Here is a 21,013-nt window from a genome sequence, read left to right as displayed (position 1 = left end):
ATGAATTACCTATTTAAAGTTTTGCTAACGGCTCTTGCGGTTTTGTTGATAGCCTATTTATTGCCAGGTGTTGAAGTTGATGATTATGGAACCGCTATCTGGGTGGCCTTTATTGTTGGTATTTTATTTTCTATTTTAAAGCCGATTCTGGTAATTCTGACATTACCCGTAACGATTCTTACTATGGGTCTGTTTCTTTTCGTCATTAATGCGGCCATGATTTTATTAGCAAATAGCTGGATAGACGGGTTTAGCGTTTCAGGATTTTGGACTGCTTTACTGTTTAGTATTCTGTTGTCATTTTTTGAGTCAATCCTTCATAAACTAATCGAGAAATAGGTTTTCAAGGAATTTATAGCCACACACTTTATCAATTTTAACATAAGATTAGCCAATTTTACATTTCAATTGGAATAATCATGGTTATAAATTAATCAAAAATCATTATTTTTGCATCCTCAATTTTAAAAAGAGATAAATATATTTTATAATGAAGATTACTAAAGAAGACATTGATGCGTTGAATTCAGTTGTTAAAATTGATATTACAGCGAATGATTATCAGGAAAAAGTTGATACCCAGTTAAATGATTATAGAAGGAAGGCAAACATACCCGGATTTAGAAAAGGGCATGTTCCAATGAGCCTGGTGAAGAAACAGTATGGGAGGTCTGTAATGATTGATGAAGTAAACAAGCTTCTTCAAGAATCTTTAAGTAAATATTTAGTTGAAGAGAAATTAGATGTTCTTGGAAATCCTTTGCCAAAAATGCAGGATAATTTTTCATGGGATGAAGATAAATTTTCTTTTGAATTTGAATTGGGATTAGCTCCTGAATTTGAGGTGAACCTAAAACCAAAAAAAGCAATTAATTCATATAAAATTGTTGCTGATGATAAAATGATTAATAATCAGCTTGAGAATATCAGAGAGCAATACGGTAAAATGATAACTCAGGATGCGATTGAAGATAATTCAAATGTTACCGGGACTTTTGTAAATGAAGAAAAGGAAATAGAGAAGAAGTCTACTTTCAAACTTGAAAAAATAAAAGGTAAAGCTAATCTAAAGAAATTTGTAGGATCAAAAGTTGGTGACGTTATCGAATTAAAATCGAAAAACTTGTTTACTGATGATCATATGTTGATGAATGTGTTAGGTCTTTCACATGATGATGCACATGATTTTGAAGCCCTTTTGACTTTTACTATTGAAGAAATAACACAAACAGAACTTGCAGAATTAAATCAAGAATTATTTGATAAATTATTCGGTGAAGGTCTTGTAAAAAGTGAAGAAGAACTTAAGACAAGATTGAAAGAAGATGCTGAGAAGCAATTCGGATCTCAGGCTGACCAGCAATTGCTTAACGCTGTAACAGAGAGTTTGATCGAGAACACCAATTTTGAACTTCCATCTGAATTCTTAAAAAAATGGCTTGCTGTATCAGGTGAAAAGCCAATGACGCCAGAACAAGCAGGTGAAGAATATGAAAGATCTGAGAAAGGTTTGAGATACCAGTTGATTGAAGGAAAGTTGATGAACGACCATAAATTACAGGTAAATTATGATGACCTTAAAGAATATACTAAAGGGTTTGTAAAAACGCAAATGGCTCAGTTTGGAGATAATAAAATTGAAGACAAGGAGTTGGAAGAAATCGTGGGCAGAGTTCTTTCAAATCAGGAGGAAGTTAAGAGATTATCTGATCAATTGAAAAATGAGAAGTTATTGACATTCTTTAAAGAAAATATTAAGATTAAGGCCAAGGAAGTTACATATGAAGACTTTGTAAAAGAAGTTTACAAATAAGCCTTGAGGATCATATAAAGCTCCATAATGATTAATCATTATGGAGCTTTTTGTATACAGCAAAACCGTATAGTGTAGAAAGGTCTAAAATTGCTGAGCGAGAAGATGATTAGGGATGAGGTACATCCTAATTAATTACTATATTTACATTCTTAACGATTAAAAAGAAGTTATATGAATATTGGAAATGAATTTAAAAAATTCGCTGTAAAGGATCAAGGTATTAACAGCCTTCATGTTGACCAGCTTGTCAGTAGTGTAACCCCATATATTATAGAAGAAAGACAATTGAATGTTGCTCAGATGGATGTGTTCTCAAGGTTAATGATGGATAGAATCATTTTTTTGGGAACAGGAATAAACGATCACGTAGCCAATATTATTCAGGCACAATTATTGTTCTTAGAAAGTGTAGATTCGTCTAAAGACATTTCGATCTATATCAATTCTCCTGGAGGAGGCGTTTATGCCGGACTAGGAATTTATGATACCATGCAATTTATCAAACCTGATGTTGCGACAATTTGTACCGGTATGGCTGCATCAATGGGAGCTGTTTTAATGTGCGCAGGAGAGAAAGGGAAAAGATCAGCACTTCCTCACTCAAGAATTATGATTCACCAACCTTTAGGTGGTGCGCAAGGCCAGGCTTCTGATATAGAAATCACGGCTCGCGAGATCATGAAATTGAAGGATGAGTTGTATGCAATCATCGCGAAACATTCTGGTCAGAAAGTAAAAAAAGTACATGACGATTCAGATAGAGACTATTGGATGAAGGCAGATGAAGCTAAGACCTACGGAATGATTGATGAAATTCTGACGAGGAACAAATAGGTATTGCAGGATGTATATCCTGTTTAAATTAAGAAGATTATGGCGAAGAAAGAAGAATTAGAATGTTCGTTTTGCAAGAGAAAGAAGGAAGAAACCAATTTGCTCATTGCCGGAGTAGACTCTCATATATGTGATAAATGTATTGAGCAGGCTCATGGGATTGTTTTGGAAGAATCCATTAATGAAAAGAAGAATTCAAGCACTGATTTTTTGGTAAAGAAACCAAGAGAGATCAAAGATTTTCTAGACCAGTATATCATCGGGCAGGATCAGGCTAAAAAAGTCATGTCAGTTGCGGTATATAATCATTATAAGCGTTTACTGCAACAGCCAACTACTACAGATGACGATATTGAGATTGAAAAAAGTAATATTGTTTTAGTAGGAGAAACAGGTACCGGGAAAACACTAATTGCCAGAACCATAGCTAAAATGCTTGATGTTCCTTTTGCTATAGTTGATGCCACTGTGCTAACAGAGGCCGGTTACGTAGGAGAAGATGTGGAAACTATTTTAACCAGGTTGCTTCAGGCTGCAGATTATAAGGTTGATAAAGCTGAAAAAGGGATTGTATTTATCGATGAGATTGATAAAATTGCTAGAAAAAGTGACAATCCATCTATTACAAGAGATGTTTCTGGAGAAGGGGTACAACAAGCCTTGCTAAAGTTACTTGAAGGTACTGTAGTGAATGTTCCGCCAAAAGGAGGAAGAAAGCATCCTGACCAGAAATTTGTGGAAGTAGATACAAAAAACATTCTTTTTATTGCTGGTGGGGCGTTTAGTGGAATTGATAGAGTGATTGGTAAAAGATTAAATATGCAAGCTGTAGGATACAGCGCTTCGATATCTGATGATAAAATAGATGAAGAGAATTTATTGCAATATATCATTCCTTCGGATTTAAAGAATTTCGGATTGATCCCTGAAATTATAGGGAGGCTTCCAGCGCTTACTTTTATGAGGCCTTTAGACAAAAAGACTCTAAGATCTATTTTGACAGATCCTAAAAATGCCATTATCAAACAATACACAAAACTGTTTGAAATGGACGGGATCACCTTTAAAATTGATGAAAAGGCGCTTGATTTTATTGTGGATAGGGCGGTAGAATACAAACTTGGTGCAAGAGGGCTTAGGTCATTATGTGAAGAAATTCTAACTGATGCCATGTTCGATATGCCTGGTGCTGATGAGACCAGTTTAAGAGTTACTAAAAAATATGCGGAAGATAAGTTGACTAAATCGACTATTAAAAAGTTAAAGGCCGTATCATAAAAGGCATTTAAAATATCAAATTGAAAAAAAACTGTCATCCTTTGACAGTTTTTTTATCTTTATATCCTAAAATCTTCGTTCAAAAAATGATTGCAAGAGAAACCATTGACAAAGTTTTTGAAACTGCTCGAGTAGAGGAGGTCATAGGTGATTTTGTAAACTTAAAGAAGGCAGGGGCTAATTACAAAGGCTTAAGTCCTTTTACAGATGAAAAGACGCCTTCTTTTATGGTGTCTCCAGTGAAACAAATCTGGAAAGATTTTAGTACCGGAAAAGGTGGGAATGCCATTACTTTTTTGATGGAGCACGAGCATTATTCTTATCCCGAAGCAATTCGCTATCTGGCAAAAAAATACCAGATTGAAATTGAAGAGACGGTCCAGAATGATGAAGAAAAGAAACGATCTGATGAAAAAGAAAGTATGTTTTTGGTTTCTGAATACGCCAAGACTTATTTTATGGATATCCTTTGGAAATCTGAAAAAGGAAAGGCCATCGGGCTTTCCTATTTTAAAGAAAGGGGATTCACGGATGAAACGATTAAGAAATTTGAATTAGGCTATTCTCTTGATGAATGGTCGGCCTTCACTGAAACAGCCGAAAACAAGAAATACGAGATTGAGTTTCTTGAAAAGACCGGCTTAACTATTGTTAAGGAGAACAGGAAATTTGACCGATTCAAAGGAAGAGTGATGTTCCCGATTCAAAGTATGAGTGGTCGAATACTCGGTTTTGGAGGAAGGACCTTATCTTCAGATAAAAGAGCCGCCAAATACTTAAACTCTCCAGAAAGTATTATTTATCATAAGAGTAAAATCTTATACGGCTTGTATCAAGCCAAGCAGAGTATTGCTAAAGAAGATAATTGTTATTTGGTTGAAGGATATACAGATGTGATATCTATGTGGCAATCAGGTGTAGAGAATGTCGTAGCATCTTCAGGAACCGCACTTAGTTCAGACCAGATTAGATTGATCAACAGGTTGACCAATAATATTACGGTATTGTTTGACGGTGATGCTGCAGGAATAAGGGCTTCTATACGAGGAATTGATCTCATTCTGGAACAAGGTATGAATGTTAAGGTTGTTGCTTTTCCAGAAGGAGATGATCCGGATAGTTTTGCCAAAGCAAGAACAACCGAAGAAATTCAGACTTATCTCAAAGAGCATTCCCAGGATTTTATACAATTTAAAACATCTCTTTTACTGGAAGAAACAAAAAATGATCCTATAAAAAGAGCTGAGTTGATACGGGATATAGTTTCGAGTATTTCCAAAATTCCGAATAATATCCAGAAGGAGATTTATGTGCAGGAATGTGCGCGTATCATGAATATTTCAGAAAGTGTTCTCTTTAATGAATTGTCGCAGATCTTAAAAAGAGGAGGGAAGGAAGCACATCCGTCATCTGTTCAGAAAACGCCATTCACCGGTGTCAAGAAGGAGACAAACAAGATCGAAAAGATTGATCAACTGTTTGAAATGGAGAAAAAAATAATAGAAATATTATTATTATACGGAAATGAGCAAGTAGATTTTATAGACTTTACGTCTGAAATTGGTGAGGATGGAAAAATAAAAATTGTGAAAAACAATTATTCTAATGTGGTCTGTAAAGAGATTTATATGCACTTGCAAGAGGATGAAATTGAATTTACAAACCCAATCTTTTTGAAGATATATTATGAAATTATTCATCTGCTGAATCAGGAACAAGGCATCACAGCAGATCTGTTCACCAATCATGAGGATGGTGATATTTCGTCAACTGTAACGGATATCCTTATGGAAGAAGAAAGACATATCTTAAGTAGTTGGGAAAAACATGATATTTTCGTCAAAAACAAAGAGAGTTACCTGCCAAAGTTGGTCATGGATGTTTTATATAATTTAAGACGTTTACTCATCGCCGAAAAGATACACTCTTTAAAAATAGACCTCCAGACAGGGCAGGAGTCTGCTACTGAAACGCTAGATAATAGTGACACATTAGAGTCAATCAGAGACTATACAGCTCTGAAACAACTCTTATTCGAAAAATTGAATCGGGTTATTTGATTTTTACTTCTTCAGGGCTTCAGGAACTTCACAAACCGGAATCGGAACCATTTTATGTATATTGGCATTATGCAATTTATTGTAGATGGCCAGCACTTTTGATTGTCTGTCATTTAAATTTTCTGTCAAACCCTGATCCATTGCCTTCATAGCCCATTCCAATTCGTCATAGCTTGCTCCGATTTGATCTTCATCTGTTCGATCATCACCCCAAAGACCATCTGTAGGCGCGGCTTCAATAATTTCCTGGTTTATACCTAAGTGCCTTGCAATTTCATAAACTTCACTTTTCATTAGGTCAGCAATTGGGCTAAGATCTACACCGCCATCTCCATATTTAGTAAAAAAGCCGACTCCAAAATCTTCGACTTTATTTCCGGTGCCTGCCACAAGTAGTCCTTTTAAGGCCGCAAAATAATACAAAGATGTCATTCTCAGCCTGGCTCTGGTGTTGGCTAAAGACATAAACCGCTCCTCTTCATTGTCAACTTTTGGTAAGGCATTAATCAGTCCATCAAAAACAGGGGTCAGGTTTACTTGAGTTAAACTGACATTTTTATAATTAGAATTTAACCAGTCAATATGATTTAAGGCTCTGTTTACTTGGGTCGGAGCCTGATGTATTGGCATTTCAAGACATAACAGTTCCAGCCCGGTCCTGGCACATAAGGTAGAAGTAACCGCTGAATCAATACCTCCAGATATTCCAATTACAAAACCATTGACGCCGGCTTTTGTGGCATAATCTTTTAACCAGTTCACGATGTGATTTGTAACTTTTTCAGTGTTCATTATTGCTAAGTATTTATTAGTTTTGCGAAAAACAAAAATATTAATTTTTATTGGCAATTATTTTAAATGAACATTATTAAATATTTTTTCCTTTTTATGATCCTTTTAAACCTTGTTGCTTGTGACAAGAATGAAAAGGAGGTGGTCGATGTATCAAAGATAGATGTCAATGTTGATGTGAGAAGATTTGAACAACGGTTTTATACTGCAGGCCCTGAGAACCTCTCGACATTGAAGTCGGATTTTCCTTTTCTTTTCCCTGAACCCAATCCAGATTCCGTTTGGACCGCTAAAATGAAGGATGAAGATGAATTGTTTCTTTATAAAGCTTCACAAGAAGTGTTTGGAGATTTTTCAAAAGAGAAAATAGGCTTGGCCGAATTGTTTAAGCACGTGAAATACTATTTTCCAAAATTTGAAGCTCCTCGGGTTATTACAATTCTTTCTAATGTGGATTATGACAATAGGATTATTTACGCTGATAGTTTGATGTTCGTTTCGCTTGATGTCTATTTAGGGCGAGAGCATGAAGTTTATGAGGATTATCCAAATTATATCAAACAGAATTTTACTCCAGATCATTTAATGGTGGATGCGGCCAGAGAGCTTGCAAATCCTGTTGTAAAACCGAACCCTTTAAAATCATACATATCAAAAATTATCCAAGAAGGAAAAAAAATGTACACAATAGCTGCTTTTCTTCCTGCCGAGAGTGAACAAGAAATTATGGGTTATTCGCCTGAGCAATACGAATGGGCAGTGCAAAGTGAAAGTAATATTTGGAAATATTTTATCCAAAAGGAAATGCTTTATTCCAATGATCCCACCCTTACAGAACGTTTTATTTCAGACGCTCCTTTCTCTAAATTTTATTTAGAAGTCGACAAGGATTCTCCGGGTAGGATAGGTGTTTGGTTTGGATGGCAGATTGTGAATTCATTTATGGAACATAATGATTTGAGTTTACAGGAAATGCTTGCCATTGATAATGAAGAGTTGTTTACAAAGTCAAAGTATAAACCCAAAAAGAAATAGAAATATCAAACCATTTTCTAATAGAGAATTATGGTATTTGAGGAATATTAATAAATTATTATTTAATTATGGCAGTAAAACATAGTTCAGAAATAAATATAAAGGTAGGCTTGGATGAAAATAGAGTACCTGAAGAATTAACTTGGTCTGCTGAAGACGGAGCTATAAATGACATGGACGCGAAAGCGATGTTGTTGTCAGTTTGGGATTCAAATGAGAAGGATACTTATAAAATAAACCTTTGGACAAAGGAGATGCCGGTCAATGAAATGATTCAATTTTTTCACCAGACTTTGACTTCTATGGCCGATACCTTTGAATCAGCTACCAGTGATGAAAAAATGAGCGCCACTATGCGTGATTTTTGTGATTACTACGCAGAAAAGATGGGAATCAAAAGGCAATAGGGCCTGGCAATGATTCATGAATGAATCAATTTGTTTTTGGATTGAAATCTAATATTTGCTTAAGGATTTTTCGGTAGTCATCGTCGTTATTTACGAAGTCAAGCTCTGAAACGTCAATAATCAATGGGTTTAACTCATCTTTTGAATTGATAAAAGATAAATAACCCTTGTGAATTTTTTCAAGGTAATCAGCTTGAATGTTTTGTTCGTAATCTCGCCCCCTTAATTTGATGTTTTCGATGAGTCTTTCGGTGTTTTGATAGAGAAAGACATATACATCGGGCTTGGTAATCTCCTTATACATGATATCGAACATTTTTCTATAAAGACTGTACTCTTCTTTGGGCAGTGTCACTTGAGCGAATATCAGCGATTTGAATATGAAATAATCGGAAACTATAAAATTTTTGAACAAATCAAATTGGGCCAGGCCATCAGTTAATTGATGGTACCTGTCAGCTAAAAAACTCATTTCCAAAGGGAAAGCATAACGATCGCTATCTTCATAAAATTTTGGAAGGAAGGGGTTGTCGGCAAATCTTTCCAGAACTAATTTGGCATTATAGTCGTCACCTATCCGTTTGGCCAGACTTGTCTTTCCTGACCCGATATTACCTTCTATGGCGATATAATTGAATTTTTCGACCAGAGATATAGGCCTGATGAGCGAGGCCGTTATCTTTTCAATAGCCTGACTGTCATTACAGTGCTGCAGGCAAATTAGGATTGTTTGTTTTGCAATAGGATGCATAACATTCGGCGCAATTTCAGTCAATGGTACCAAAACAAACTTTCTGTTTAACATCTCAGGGTGAGGTACCTTTAGATCGTTAAAAAAGATAATTTCATCATCAAACAGCAAAATGTCAATGTCGATAACCCGGTTGTGATATGTTTTCCCTTCATGTCTGGTCCTACCTAGTTTTTGCTCAATACCTAGAACAGACTGTATCATTTTTTCAGGACTTAAACTGCTTGATATTTCAAGACAGATATTGTAAAAATCATCTCCGTCAAATCCCCAGGACTTGGTCTTATAGACTGAAGAAATATGTTTTACATGCCCTATTACTTGATTTATTTCATCAATAGCATACTGCAGATTATTAAGTTTGTTTCCCTGATTACTTCCGAGGGATAAATATGTAGTACGAACTATTTTCAAGGTGAGCTCTTTTTTAAATCAAATCGTCGAAAAATTAACAATAACATCCTATATTGGCCTAAAATACTTTACTGGATTAGACCATTGCAAAGAAAACAAAACAGAAGCTGAATTAGAACGCGTTTTGGTTTAAGTTTTTAACATTTGTAACTTTGATTGGAAGTAAGCGACATATATAAAAATACATTGAATGACTTTTTTAAGAGAATTATTGGCGGCGATTTTAGGTGTTTTCATTTCATTTATGATCATGTTTTTAGTGTTAATCGCGATTGGTTCAGTAATCGGATCAAGTTTTGTAGATGATGGTAGTGTGGTGGTAAAGAAGAATTCTGTTTTGGTTCTGAAATTGGAGGATCTGATTAAAGATTATGCGCCTAAAAGTGACGATCCAATTGCCCAAATATTAGGCCTCGAAGAAAAGAAAATCGGATTGAATAGCATTTTAAATGCTATAGATAATGCCAAATACGATGATGACATTATTGGTCTTAGTATTGAATCACTAATGATTCAAGGAGGTATGGCACAGGTTCAGGAGATTAGGGATAAAATATACGAATTTAAAGAGTCAGGAAAGTTTGTAACGGCCTTTGCGGATGTCTATGAACAGAAGAATTATTATTTGAGTTCTATCGCAGATTCCATTTATGTTAATCCGGAAGGGCTTATTGATTTTCGTGGATTATCTGGAGAAGTATTGTTTTTCAAGGATTTTCAAGAAAAATATGGCATTAAAATGGAGGTGATCCGACATGGAAAATATAAAAGTGCAGTAGAGCCATTCTTGGCAAGTGAAATGAGTGAGGCAAACCGGGAACAAACAGAGGCTTTTTTAAATTCAATCTGGTCAGAAATGATCTCGGATATTGATGAGAGTAGAAAAGTTGAAGTTGAAGAGATCAATCATATTGCTGATGAATTGCTTGCTAGAACACCAGACCTGGCCATTGAAAATAAAATGATCACAGGAAAAATGTATAAGGATGAGTACGTTAAGATTCTTAAAGAGCTTGGTGGTCTTTCAGAGAATGCAGCTATTTATGCTGTCAGTGTTAAGAATTATATCGATTCAGGTAAAGGAAGAATTATAAATAAAGCTTCTGATAAAATTGCTGTAATTTATGCTCAGGGTGATATTATGTACGGGAAAGGAGATGAAAGTTATATAGGTCCTGAACTCATTATTGAATCCTTAAAAAAGGCTCGAAAATCCAAAGATATAAAAGCCATAGTGCTTAGGGTTAATTCGCCAGGAGGAAGTGCACTTGCTTCAGATATGATCTGGAGGGAAATAGAAGTTACAAAAGAGGATAAACCAGTTGTAGTGTCTATGGGTAATTTTGCAGCTTCAGGAGGTTATTATATTTCTTGTAATGCAAATAAAATTCTGGCTGACCCAACAACAATTACTGGTAGTATAGGAGTCTTTGGGATGGTACCAAATATGAGTGAATTTGCCGATCGAATCGGTATAAACGCTGAACAGGTGGGGACAAATAAAAGATCCATGAATTATAGTCTGTTTGAGCCTATGACGGATGATTTTTATAACGTTACCAAAGAAGGAATTGAAAGGGTGTATCATTCTTTCGTTACCAAAGTGGCTGATGGAAGGAATATGACTTTCGAACAAGTTGACTCAATTGCCCAAGGAAGGGTCTGGACCGGTGTTCAGGCACTTGAGAATGGCCTGGTAGATGAATTAGGCGGGTTGGAAGATGCTATTAAGGTGGCAGCTGATCTGGTTGATATTGACGAGTATAAAGTACGTAGTTATCCTGACTATAAAAAAGAGTTTAAGGATATGGTTTCCGGACCATTTGGAAGTGTAAAACAACATATTCTTGAAGATGAGATTGGGATAGAAAATGTAAAGATTTATAATAGAATCCAACAGTTTGGTGATTGGAAAGGCTTGCAGACAAGACTACCGTTTCTATTAGAAATCAGATAAATTTAATGAATCATTCTTTTCATTTCACTTCTGTATTTTGACGCACTTTTCCCAGTAAATTCTTTAAATAATCTATTAAAGTGTGAAAAGTTGTTGAATCCACATTCAAAGCAAATGTCAGTAATACTTGTTTGATTTTCTTGCAAAAGTTTAGTAGCATGAACAACTCTGTATTCATTTACCAATTTTGTAAATGTTTTACCTGTCGCCTTTTTAAAGTATCTACAAAAGGCAGGTGTCGTCATGCTGACAGTATCCGCAATTTCATCAAGACTGATATGTCTTTTGAAATTATTATTCACGTGTTTAAAAATAATGTCAATCTTTTTACTGTCTTGTGGTTCAGTTTCAAATGCAAATCCATCAACATTTAAAAGGGAATAGTCGTTTGCCAGCGACAAGTCGTTAAGAATTTCTAATAATTTGATAACTCTTGACATTCCCTGGCATTCTAAAAGCGTTTCAATTTTGGGACCAACTAATTTTTTGGTTTCGGGTTTAAAAATGATACCCTTCTTCGCTCTTTCGAAAAGCGCATTAATATTTCCCATTTCAGGGATGTTATAGAATATTTTGCCAAGAAAATCCAATTTGAACTGTACAATGGTTTCAGAACCATTAGTTGTAAGTCTGTCTACAAAGCCGTGATGTGGAAGGTTTGCACCAATTAGAATCAGCATGCTGTTATTAAAGTATGACAGGTGATTTCCAATATGTCTTTTACCTTGTCCTTGATTTACATATACCAATTCTACTTCTGGGTGAAAATGCCAGTAAGCGATGTTATTCTGAACTTCTTTATTATGTTGCTTAACCGAAATGCTGCTTCCAAAACTTGGGCTGATCTTTTCAAAACTCGGTTTTTTGTTAATCATGATAATAAGGTTTTATAATGCAAAAATAAACTAAATCAGTTTTGTATTCTATACGAATTTACCAATATTGTGTGTAAAATTACCCATTACGAGTGTTAAGTAATTGTAAACTGTTAATTATGTATATAAATTAGCCAATTAAGATGTTTTCTGACAATTAAAGTGAGCATACTTTTGCCATGTCTAATTTTAATAAATATATAAAATGAAAAATTTAGCAAGAAAGAGTTTAGTAGCGATTATGTTAACAATGTCTTTATCAATGCAAGCAAATGAGACTGAATTGACATCAAAAGAAAAAGAAAGAGTTGTAACCAATTTACACTTTGATAATGTAAAGCAAGGTTCTGTCTTAACGATTATAGATGCAAACGGATTGGTATTGTACAACGAGGCTATCAAGAAGAGCGGTGATTATTCTAAGGGATTTGATTTGACTACACTGCCAGATGGCGAATATTTTTTCGAAATGGATTCTGATCTAAAAATTATTGTCATTCCTTTTAATGTAAAATCGAATGAAGTAATCTTTGACAAGGAAGCAGAAAAGTCAATTTATAAACCAGTAGTTAGAGCTAAAGACCATATGGTCTATGTTTCAAAAGTAGCCATGGATGAGTCTCCTTTATCTTATAAAATCTACTTTGCAGATAATCGTGATCTCGTATATTCAGAGAAATTTGAAGCTGATGATGAGATTAAAAAAGTATATGATTTTTCAGCATCTCAAAAAGGAAGTTATCTTTTCGTATTTGAATCTAATGGAAGAAGATACACGAAGGTCGTAAAAATCTAAAAAATATTATTAATTAGTTATTGTCCAGTGATTTGTAAAAGTGAGCTTTCCCATAAGAGCTCACTTTTTTTATGCCCTATTGACCGATATTTTTTTGTTTACGAATAAGATAAACAGTTTACAGGTTCAATTAAGTTTATCAGGTTTTTAAAAATCAACTTTGAAGAGATTAACATCAATGTGTGTTAAATTACCCTTGCAGATAAACTTGATTAATTTTTGTAGATAAATGAGTATATAAATTGGCCAATAATGTTGTTTTACAATATTTATATGCCGCATATATTTGTCATGTCTAATTTTAATAAATATATAAAATGAAAAATTTAGCAAGAAAGAGTTTAGTAGCGATTATGTTAACAATGTCTTTATCTACTCAAGCAAATGAGACTGATATGACATCTAAAGAAAAAGAAAGAATTGTAACCAACTTGCACTTTGATAATGTAAAGCAAGGTTCTGTCTTAACTATTATAGATGCAAACGGATTGGTATTGTACAACGAGGCAATCAAAAAGACTGGTGATTATTCTAAGGGATTTGATTTGACCACCCTGCCTGATGGCGAATATTTTTTCGAAATGGATTCTGATCTAAAAATTATTGTCATTCCTTTTAATGTAAAATCGAATGAAGTAATCTTTGACAAGGAAGCAGAAAAGTCAATTTATAAACCAGTAGTTAGAGCTAAAGACCATATGGTCTATGTTTCAAAAGTAGCCATGGATGAATCTCCTTTATCTTATAAGATTTACTTTGAAGAAAATAGTGATCTCGTATATTCAGAGAAATTTGAAGCTGATGATGAGATTAAAAAAGTATATGATTTTTCAGCATCTCAAAAAGGAAGCTATCTTTTTGTATTTGAATCTAATGGCAGAAGATACACGAAGGTTGTAAAAATCTAAAGAATATTATTAATTAGTTATTGTCCAGTGATTTGCAAAAGTGAGCTTTCCCATAAGAGCTCACTTTTTTTGTATCCTTTTTACTAAGCGTTTTTTTTAGTTTACGAATAAGATAAGCAGTTGATAGCTATAATTCAGGTTATCAGATTCTTAAAAATCACCCTTGATATGATTATGTCAAATTAACTAGAATATGTGTTAAATTACCCTTTTAAATACGAATAACTAATATTGGGAGATAATTAAGTATATAAATTGGCTAATAATGTTGTTTTACAGTATTTCTATGCCACATATATTTGTCATGTCTAATTTTAATAAATATATATCATGAAAAATTTAACAAAGAAAAGTTTGCTCTTTTTGGTATTATTTGCGTCAATGATGACCTATGCAAATAATGAAATTAACACAGTTAAAGAAAGAGAGTCAAAGGTTACGATTGTCAGTTTTAAAAAACTTAAGCTGGGATCAAAGTTATCTATTAAGGATGTAAACGGTATTGTACTTTACAAGGAATCAATCATTAAAGCTGGTGATTATTCTAAAGGATTCGATCTTACAAGTCTACCAAATGGAGATTATGTTTTTGAGCTCGATACGGAGTTAAAAATAACGATCATTCCATTCAATGTAGTGTCTAATCAGGTAGCATTTAAGAAAGATAAAAAGTCAACCGTTTACAAGCCTTTTGTAAGAGTAAAAGATGATCGTGTTTATGTATCCCGATTATCTTTGGAAGAAGACCCAATTGAATGTAAGATTTATTATGAAAATAATTATGAATTGGTCTTGGCTGAGAAGTTTGAAAAAGAGTCTCAATTAAAAAGAATTTATGATTTTTCTACAGCCGAAAAAGGAAATTATGTTTTCGTATTTAAATCTAACGGAAGAACATTTACTAAAACCGTTAAAATTTAACGCTCATTATTAATTAGTTATTGTCTGTGAATAAAAGTGGGTTCTTATCAAAAGAGCTCACTTTTTTTATAGCTGACAAAACTATAATCATACTTGTGCTTTTCATCTGCCTTGAAATCTTCTCTGTATGATTCTTCCCATTTTGTAAAATCAATTTCTGGAAAATAAGTATCTGCTTCTTCAAATGAATGATGAACTAATGTAAGATCAAGTGCATCGGCGTATTCTAAGGCTTGTTTGTAGATTTCTCCTCCGCCAAGGATGTAAGGATTATCATCTTCTCTCGCAGCTATGATCGCATTCTCAAGTGAATTTACCACGATACAACCTTCTACTGAATAATTTACATTTCTGGAAATAATTATCGTTGTCCTGTTTGGTAAAGGTCTACCTAGTGATTCAAAGGTTTTTCTTCCCATAATAATATGGTGACCTAACGTAACTTTTTTAAAACGCTTTAAATCGTTGGGTAAACTCCAGATCAAATCATTATTTTTCCCAAGTGCATTGTTCTTTGCTACAGCGGCAATTATAGTAAGCATAGTATTGATTTAAGAATTTAGGATTTGCTATCCAATTTGTCAAATGCACCGGATTCTTGCAATTTTGACTCAAGTTTTTCAACTTTTTTCATATGCTTTTGAATTAGTTTTTCGGTTTGAAGTCTTTCCCATTCTTTTCCAAAAAACCTTGACATTACAAAAACATTAATAAAGTGAAGAATAAGAATTACGAGCCAGGCAGAAATAACCCAAACATACCAATCCAATTCAGGATGAAATTTTATAACCTTATTAAGTAAAATAAAAAAAACTGATCCAACAAGGAACAACACAAAATGAAAATACAATCTTTTCTTTTGCTTTGTTCGCTTTCTAGCCTTTTCGTAGTACTCGTGATCTAAAGTTGCATTCAAAATGAAGCTTTATTTTACATGTCTTTTACCCATTCCTTAATGTAATCGGTAAAATCCTCTTTATCGTTAAACTCAGTATCTTTATTATTACGCAATGAAGGAATTTCATTTAACGTATCATTATACAAACTTCCCGATGTGTTAAGAAAAGCTTGCATTCTTTGAAGTAAATTAACATCTTCAATTTGAGTAATATGTTTGATCAAATTTAATTTTAGTTGCGAGGCATTCATAGTTTTGATTGTTTTTTTGGGGGATTAGACCGATACAGTTCCTCTAATATGAGGATGAGGTTCGTAAGACACTAAGTTAAAATCATTAAATGAGAAATCAAAAATATTTTTAATCTCTGGGTTAATGATCATCTTTGGGAGTGGTTTTGGATCTCTACTAAGCTGAAGATTAATTTGTTCCATGTGATTGTTGTAAATATGTGCATCTCCAAAAGTATGGATAAAGTCACCATAACCTAAGCCAGTAACTTGAGCCAACATCATTGTAAACAGCGCATAGGACGCAATATTAAAAGGAACACCAAGAAAAATATCAGCGCTTCTTTGGTATAATTGACAAGAAAGCTTCCCGTCGCTTACATAGAATTGGAAAAAAGCATGACAAGGAGGCAAGGCAGCCTTTCCATTGGCTACATTTTCAGCAAAGCTTATGCCAGTGTCAGGTAAAACACTTGGGTTCCATGCCGAAACAATCATTCTTCTGCTATCCGGATTATTTTTAATAGTTTCAACTACTTCTTTGATCTGATCAATTCCATCTCCATTCCAGTTTCTCCATTGATATCCGTAAACAGGGCCTAGATCTCCATTTTCGTTTGCCCAGGCATCCCAGATTTTGACACCGTTTTCTTTTAAGTATCCAATATTGGTATCTCCTTTTAGGAACCAAAGTAGCTCGTATATAATTGATTTAAGATGCAGCTTTTTAGTAGTAACCATAGGGAAACCTTCATTAAGATCAAACCTCATTTGATAACCAAAAACACTTTTAGTTCCTGTACCTGTTCTATCTTCTTTGGTGATTCCATGATCGATCACATGCTGGATCAAATCTAAATATTGCTTCATATGCTAACCTGATATTATTAATTATTATCGAAAATACAGTTGATTAAAAGTCTGTATTGCTCAAAATACTAGTGACTTCAAAGATAAAATATTCTAATGTAATTTCGCTTATTGTCTTGTTAATATTCTTTTGAGTGTAGGAATTTAAAAAGAAGCTTATCCAATGATCATACCTGCAATTGTAGCCGATAGAAGGGAAGCAATAGAGCCCCCAATCAAGGCTTTCATACCAAATTCGGATAAGGTTTTTCTTTGTCCAGGGGCAAGTGAACCGATACCTCCTATTTGAATCCCAATCGAGGCGAAATTGGCAAAACCACAAAGCATATAAGTTGCCATGATGATAGATTTGCTATTGTTCAAATGAACGGCATTACTTATATCTTTTAATTCGGCAAGCTGTATATAGCCAACAAATTCGCTTGCAGCAAGTTTTATTCCTAATAATTGACCCATCATCATCATATCATTTTTTGCTACGCCTATAAGCCACATCAAAGGCGCGAAAACAGTACCGAGTATAGATTCAAGTGTAAACTTGGGGTAAGGCGTATTGGAGGCCATCCAGTCGTTTAACGAAGTAATATCGCCAATCCAGCCTAGAATACCATTGATCATCGCAATGAATGCTACGAAAACTAATAACATGGCACCGACATTGACGGCTAATTTTAGCCCTTCTGTCGTACCCTTAGATATTGCGTCCAATAGATTTGTTCCAATTTGTTGGGTAGACACCTCAACATCTGTAGAAATAGTTTCTGTTTGAGGATATAAGATCTTAGAAATTACAATTGCACCGGGTGCAGCCATTACAGAGGCAGCAAGAAGGTGTTTCGCAAATTTTAATCGTGCAACAGGATCATCCCCTCCTAAAAATCCTATATAAGCAGCTAAAACGGCACCTGCAACGGTAGCCATACCACCTATCATGACTAAGAGCATCTCAGACTTATTCATTTTTTCGAGATAAGCTTTGATTAATAAGGGAGCTTCAGTCTGGCCTAAAAATATATTCCCTGCAACACTCAAACTTTCAGCACCTGAAATCTTTAAAGTTTTAGATAAGAGCCAGGCCATAACTTTTACAACTTTTTGGATAATTCCTAAATAGTATAACAAAGAAGTTAAGGCGGAAAAAAATATGATAGTGGGTAGCACTTGAAATGCGAAAATATACCCGAAGGTATTCATGTCAACAACTAAACCTTCAAATAAGAATTTACTACCTGCTCTTGTATAATCGAGGACACTTACAAAGATTTGTCCCACAGCTTCAAATAGAGATTGGATAAATTTAATTCTTAATACACCAACAGCAATGAGTAATTGCAAGGTCAGTCCTATCCCGACTGTTTTCCATTCAATGGCTTTTTTATTCGCACTAAATAAATAAGCAATAAATATAAGTACCACCATGCCTAATACACCTCTCCAGATCGATTCGAATGAAGCTCCTTCACTTGGAGCAATCTGATCATTTACTTGTTGGGCTCTTAAAGGAATAGATAAAAGGAAAATAAAAATTAAAGAAAGTAACTTTTTCAGCATAGCCTTATTTTTGCTCTCTTTTAGAGATTTCATCTCTTAGCTTGGCCGCCAGTTCGTAATCTTCGTTATTCACTGCTTGATCCAATTGTTTATAAAGTTCCTCAATAGTCTCGTCTTTAAAAGTAGAGGTATCTTCCACAACATTTGCGACAAGATCTTCCATTTTGAATTTTGATTCTTCTAACTTTGATTCATCCTTTATTTTTAGAATGATACCTGCTTTATCAAGGATGTTTTCAAAAGTAAAAATTGGTGCCTTAAATCGCGTAGCGAGCGCTATTGCATCCGAAGTTCTAGCGTCAATAATTTCTTCTATTTTGTCACATTCACAAATAAGACTGGAATAAAAAACACCATCCACAAGTTTATGGATAATGACTTGCTTAACGATAATATTAAATCGATCTGCAAAACTTTTAAACAGGTCATGTGTTAGGGGGCGTGGTGGTTTGATCTCTTTTTCAAGAGCTATAGCAATTGACTGGGCTTCAAATGCACCAATTATGATGGGTAAAGTTCTCTCACCATCTTCTTCACTTAAAACCAAAGCATACGCACCGCTTTGTGTTTGACTATAGGATATTCCCTTTATATTTAGACGTACTAGACTCACAGGTTTGACTCTATATTTTATAATACCAGGTTTGAAAAAAAACTAAGTATTAGCCTTTTCAATTTACAAATAAAAATGAAAAAGACCATCAAAATCATAGACTAATGATTGTCACTAATTCTGGTAGCCTTTTTCAAGGGGGCAATTTACTAAAAAATAATATTGTTTTACAGGGAGCCTTTAAATTCTTTTAGTTTTTTGGTCAGTTCAGGCACAACTTGAAATGCATCTCCTACAATTCCATAATCAGCAGCCTTAAAGAACGGGGCTTCAGGGTCAGTATTGACGACAACCTTGACCTTTGAAGAATTAACACCAGCTAAATGTTGGATAGCACCTGAAATACCAATGGCTATATATAAATTAGAAGTTACCGGCTTACCCGTCTGACCTACATGTTCGCTATGTGGTCTCCAGCCAAGGTCAGAAACAGGTTTGGAACATGCGGTAGCAGCTCCTAAAACCTCCGCCAAATCTTCGATCATCCCCCAGTTCTCAGGACCTTTTAATCCTCTGCCTCCAGACACAACGATATCTGCATCAGCAATGGTTACTGTTCCTGTAGACTTATCTATTGACGAAGAAGTGATTTGAAAATCGGCATCGTTCAATTCAGGGCTAAACTCCTCTTCTACTGAAGTAACTTTTTCCTCAGTCAAGCCTACAGAATTCTTGGCCAGACCAAGTAATTTGTTTGTAGTTTGAATTTCAGTAAAATTATACCCCTTCGAAGAAAAAGCTTTTCGCTTTACTACAAATGGCGCAAAAGAGCTAGGAAAGTCAATCACATTTGAAGCGTATCCCGCTTCTAGTTTTACAGCTAGAATAGGTGCTAAATACAAACCATTGTTTGTTGAATCAACAGCAATTATATGAGCTGATTCTTTTGAACTGGCTTGATATATACAATCGGCATATGCTTTAGCATTAAAATTATCAAGTCTTGAATCTTGAATTTTTAAAATTTTGTCTGCGCCATAGTCTGACAGGGCGCTTGTGTCTTGAGCGTTTATAGTTAATACGACTAAAGTTGTCTCTGACTGTTTGGCGAGTTGCTTGCCAAATGAAACGATTTCGAAGGCTGTTTTTTTAAACTTTCCTTCTGAATTATCTGCAAATACTAATACTGACATATTATATTGTTTTAGACCTAAGAAAACACATATGAATTTTCTAGATTATTCTTTAAACTTTTTAAATCACTTTGGCTTCATTGTGAAGCAATTGAATCAATTCACCAATATTTCCGGCATCAACCATCTTACAAGCTCCTTTGGCTTCAGGTTTTTCATATTTTACTGTAGAGGATGTTGCTGTAAATTCAATAGGCGGAATCACTTTTAATGGTTTTTTACGCGCCATCATAATTCCTCTCATATTTGGAATTCTAAGGTCTTTTTCTTCAACCATCCCTTTTTGACCAGCTGCAACTAAAGGCAAACTACAAGCTAAGGTTTCTTTGCCACCATCAATCTCAATAACTGCAGTGACCGATTGGTCATCCACTTCAAGCCCGATGCAGGCATTTACAAAATTGAAGCCGAGAATTTCAGCCATCATTCCGGGTACCATCCCTCCATTATAATCAATGGATTCTTTTCCGGTTAAAACTAAATCGAAGCCTTCGGTTTTAACGACCTCGGATAATTGTCTTGCTACAAGGAAGCCATCGCTTGGTTCAGTGTCGATCCTGATAGCATCATCTGCACCAATAGCAAGTGCTTTTCTTAAAGTGGGCTCAACATTTGAACCACCAACAGTGGCAACAGTTACAGATGCACCTTGTTTTTCTTTGAACCACATGGCTCTTGTTAGTGCAAATTCATCATAAGGATTGATCACAAACTGCACGCCATTAGCGTCAAAATTGGTGTTATCTTCTGAAAAATTGATTTTGGATGTCGTGTCAGGGACGTGACTTATACAAACTAATATTTTCATTTTTAATGAGTTAAAATGATTGTTAAACTTTCTTCGCAACGAAGGTAAAAAATATTTTTAATATAT

General features: G+C 34.6%; 22 protein-coding genes. 11 read left to right on the top strand and 11 right to left on the bottom strand.

Going from position 1 to position 21,013, the window contains the following annotated elements; translation table 11 throughout:
• The 5 genes from QWY87_RS07880 (at position 1) to dnaG (ending at position 5,988) form a co-directional block, all read left to right on the top strand.
• On the top strand, positions 1-339 hold the full coding sequence (locus tag QWY87_RS07880; RefSeq protein WP_290290062.1) for a phage holin family protein: 339 nt from the start codon (positions 1-3) through the stop codon (positions 337-339).
• A 151-nt stretch (positions 340-490) separates the two neighbouring features.
• On the top strand, positions 491-1,813 hold the full coding sequence (gene tig / locus QWY87_RS07875; RefSeq protein WP_290290059.1) for a trigger factor: 1,323 nt from the start codon (positions 491-493) through the stop codon (positions 1,811-1,813).
• 174 nt (positions 1,814-1,987) lie between these two features.
• On the top strand, positions 1,988-2,650 hold the full coding sequence (gene clpP / locus QWY87_RS07870; protein ID WP_290290057.1) for an ATP-dependent Clp endopeptidase proteolytic subunit ClpP: 663 nt from the start codon (positions 1,988-1,990) through the stop codon (positions 2,648-2,650).
• 39 nt (positions 2,651-2,689) lie between these two features.
• On the top strand, positions 2,690-3,928 hold the full coding sequence (clpX, locus tag QWY87_RS07865; protein WP_290290054.1) for an ATP-dependent Clp protease ATP-binding subunit ClpX: 1,239 nt from the start codon (positions 2,690-2,692) through the stop codon (positions 3,926-3,928).
• Between the two features lie 86 nt (positions 3,929-4,014).
• A complete protein-coding gene (dnaG, locus tag QWY87_RS07860) occupies positions 4,015-5,988 on the top strand; it encodes a DNA primase (protein WP_290290052.1) in 1,974 nt (657 codons plus the stop codon).
• A 3-nt stretch (positions 5,989-5,991) separates the two neighbouring features.
• Here dnaG and nadE read toward each other — a convergent pair whose 3' ends face one another.
• Positions 5,992-6,780, bottom strand: coding sequence for an NAD(+) synthase (gene nadE, locus QWY87_RS07855; RefSeq protein WP_290290050.1), 789 nt, complete (start codon positions 6,778-6,780; stop codon positions 5,992-5,994).
• A gap of 96 nt (positions 6,781-6,876) precedes the next feature.
• Between nadE and gldB the strand changes: the two genes are divergently transcribed.
• Both gldB and gldC read left to right on the top strand, forming a co-directional pair.
• The gene (gene gldB, locus QWY87_RS07850) at positions 6,877-7,815 is read left to right on the top strand and encodes a gliding motility lipoprotein GldB (RefSeq protein ID WP_290290048.1); all 939 of its coding nucleotides are present in this window, start codon (positions 6,877-6,879) and stop codon (positions 7,813-7,815) included.
• Between the two features lie 68 nt (positions 7,816-7,883).
• Positions 7,884-8,222, top strand: a complete 339-nt coding sequence (gene gldC / locus QWY87_RS07845) for a gliding motility protein GldC (protein WP_290290046.1) — start codon at positions 7,884-7,886, stop codon at positions 8,220-8,222.
• A gap of 25 nt (positions 8,223-8,247) precedes the next feature.
• On the opposite strand, the gene folK is transcribed toward gldC, so the two are convergent.
• Positions 8,248-9,387, bottom strand: coding sequence for a 2-amino-4-hydroxy-6-hydroxymethyldihydropteridine diphosphokinase (gene folK, locus QWY87_RS07840; protein WP_290290044.1), 1,140 nt, complete (start codon positions 9,385-9,387; stop codon positions 8,248-8,250).
• A gap of 190 nt (positions 9,388-9,577) precedes the next feature.
• Between folK and sppA the strand changes: the two genes are divergently transcribed.
• A complete protein-coding gene (gene sppA, locus QWY87_RS07835; RefSeq protein ID WP_290290041.1) occupies positions 9,578-11,344 on the top strand; it encodes a signal peptide peptidase SppA in 1,767 nt (588 codons plus the stop codon).
• A 2-nt stretch (positions 11,345-11,346) separates the two neighbouring features.
• Here sppA and QWY87_RS07830 read toward each other — a convergent pair whose 3' ends face one another.
• Complete coding sequence (locus tag QWY87_RS07830) at positions 11,347-12,219, bottom strand: AraC family transcriptional regulator (RefSeq protein ID WP_290290039.1); 873 nt, start codon at positions 12,217-12,219, stop codon at positions 11,347-11,349.
• Between the two features lie 205 nt (positions 12,220-12,424).
• Between QWY87_RS07830 and QWY87_RS07825 the strand changes: the two genes are divergently transcribed.
• The 3 genes from QWY87_RS07825 (at position 12,425) to QWY87_RS07815 (ending at position 14,844) form a co-directional block, all read left to right on the top strand.
• A complete protein-coding gene (locus QWY87_RS07825) occupies positions 12,425-13,015 on the top strand; it encodes a hypothetical protein (protein ID WP_290290037.1) in 591 nt (196 codons plus the stop codon).
• Positions 13,016-13,332: 317 nt separating this feature from the next.
• Positions 13,333-13,923 (top strand): hypothetical protein, encoded by a 591-nt coding sequence (locus tag QWY87_RS07820; RefSeq protein WP_290290035.1) that lies wholly within the window; start codon positions 13,333-13,335, stop codon positions 13,921-13,923.
• 330 nt (positions 13,924-14,253) lie between these two features.
• Positions 14,254-14,844, top strand: a complete 591-nt coding sequence (locus QWY87_RS07815; protein ID WP_290290033.1) for a hypothetical protein — start codon at positions 14,254-14,256, stop codon at positions 14,842-14,844.
• Positions 14,845-14,891: 47 nt separating this feature from the next.
• Here the strand turns inward: QWY87_RS07815 and QWY87_RS07810 are convergent, their stop codons facing one another.
• The 8 genes from QWY87_RS07810 to QWY87_RS07775 form a co-directional block, all read right to left on the bottom strand.
• Positions 14,892-15,386, bottom strand: coding sequence for a dihydrofolate reductase (locus QWY87_RS07810; RefSeq protein ID WP_290290032.1), 495 nt, complete (start codon positions 15,384-15,386; stop codon positions 14,892-14,894).
• Between the two features lie 17 nt (positions 15,387-15,403).
• Positions 15,404-15,760 (bottom strand): 2TM domain-containing protein, encoded by a 357-nt coding sequence (locus tag QWY87_RS07805; RefSeq protein ID WP_290290030.1) that lies wholly within the window; start codon positions 15,758-15,760, stop codon positions 15,404-15,406.
• A 14-nt stretch (positions 15,761-15,774) separates the two neighbouring features.
• Positions 15,775-15,993 carry a hypothetical protein gene (locus tag QWY87_RS07800; RefSeq protein ID WP_290290029.1) on the bottom strand — a complete coding sequence of 73 codons (219 nt, stop codon included), beginning with the start codon at positions 15,991-15,993 and terminating at the stop codon, positions 15,775-15,777.
• 24 nt (positions 15,994-16,017) lie between these two features.
• Complete coding sequence (locus QWY87_RS07795) at positions 16,018-16,842, bottom strand: thymidylate synthase (protein WP_290290027.1); 825 nt, start codon at positions 16,840-16,842, stop codon at positions 16,018-16,020.
• Between the two features lie 156 nt (positions 16,843-16,998).
• Positions 16,999-18,393: a NupC/NupG family nucleoside CNT transporter gene (locus tag QWY87_RS07790; RefSeq protein ID WP_290290025.1), complete on the bottom strand. Its 1,395-nt coding sequence runs from the start codon at positions 18,391-18,393 to the stop codon at positions 16,999-17,001.
• A 4-nt stretch (positions 18,394-18,397) separates the two neighbouring features.
• A complete protein-coding gene (locus QWY87_RS07785) occupies positions 18,398-19,006 on the bottom strand; it encodes a bifunctional nuclease family protein (protein WP_290290023.1) in 609 nt (202 codons plus the stop codon).
• Between the two features lie 167 nt (positions 19,007-19,173).
• Positions 19,174-20,139 (bottom strand): electron transfer flavoprotein subunit alpha/FixB family protein, encoded by a 966-nt coding sequence (locus tag QWY87_RS07780; protein WP_290290020.1) that lies wholly within the window; start codon positions 20,137-20,139, stop codon positions 19,174-19,176.
• A 61-nt stretch (positions 20,140-20,200) separates the two neighbouring features.
• Positions 20,201-20,947 carry an electron transfer flavoprotein subunit beta/FixA family protein gene (locus tag QWY87_RS07775; protein ID WP_290290018.1) on the bottom strand — a complete coding sequence of 249 codons (747 nt, stop codon included), beginning with the start codon at positions 20,945-20,947 and terminating at the stop codon, positions 20,201-20,203.
• Between the last annotated feature and the right edge of the window lie 66 nt (positions 20,948-21,013).

Source organism: Lutimonas halocynthiae, assembly GCF_030409835.1.
Classification (GTDB): Bacteria; Bacteroidota; Bacteroidia; order Flavobacteriales; family Flavobacteriaceae; genus Lutimonas; species Lutimonas halocynthiae.
This window is presented reverse-complemented; position numbering and strand designations above follow the sequence as displayed.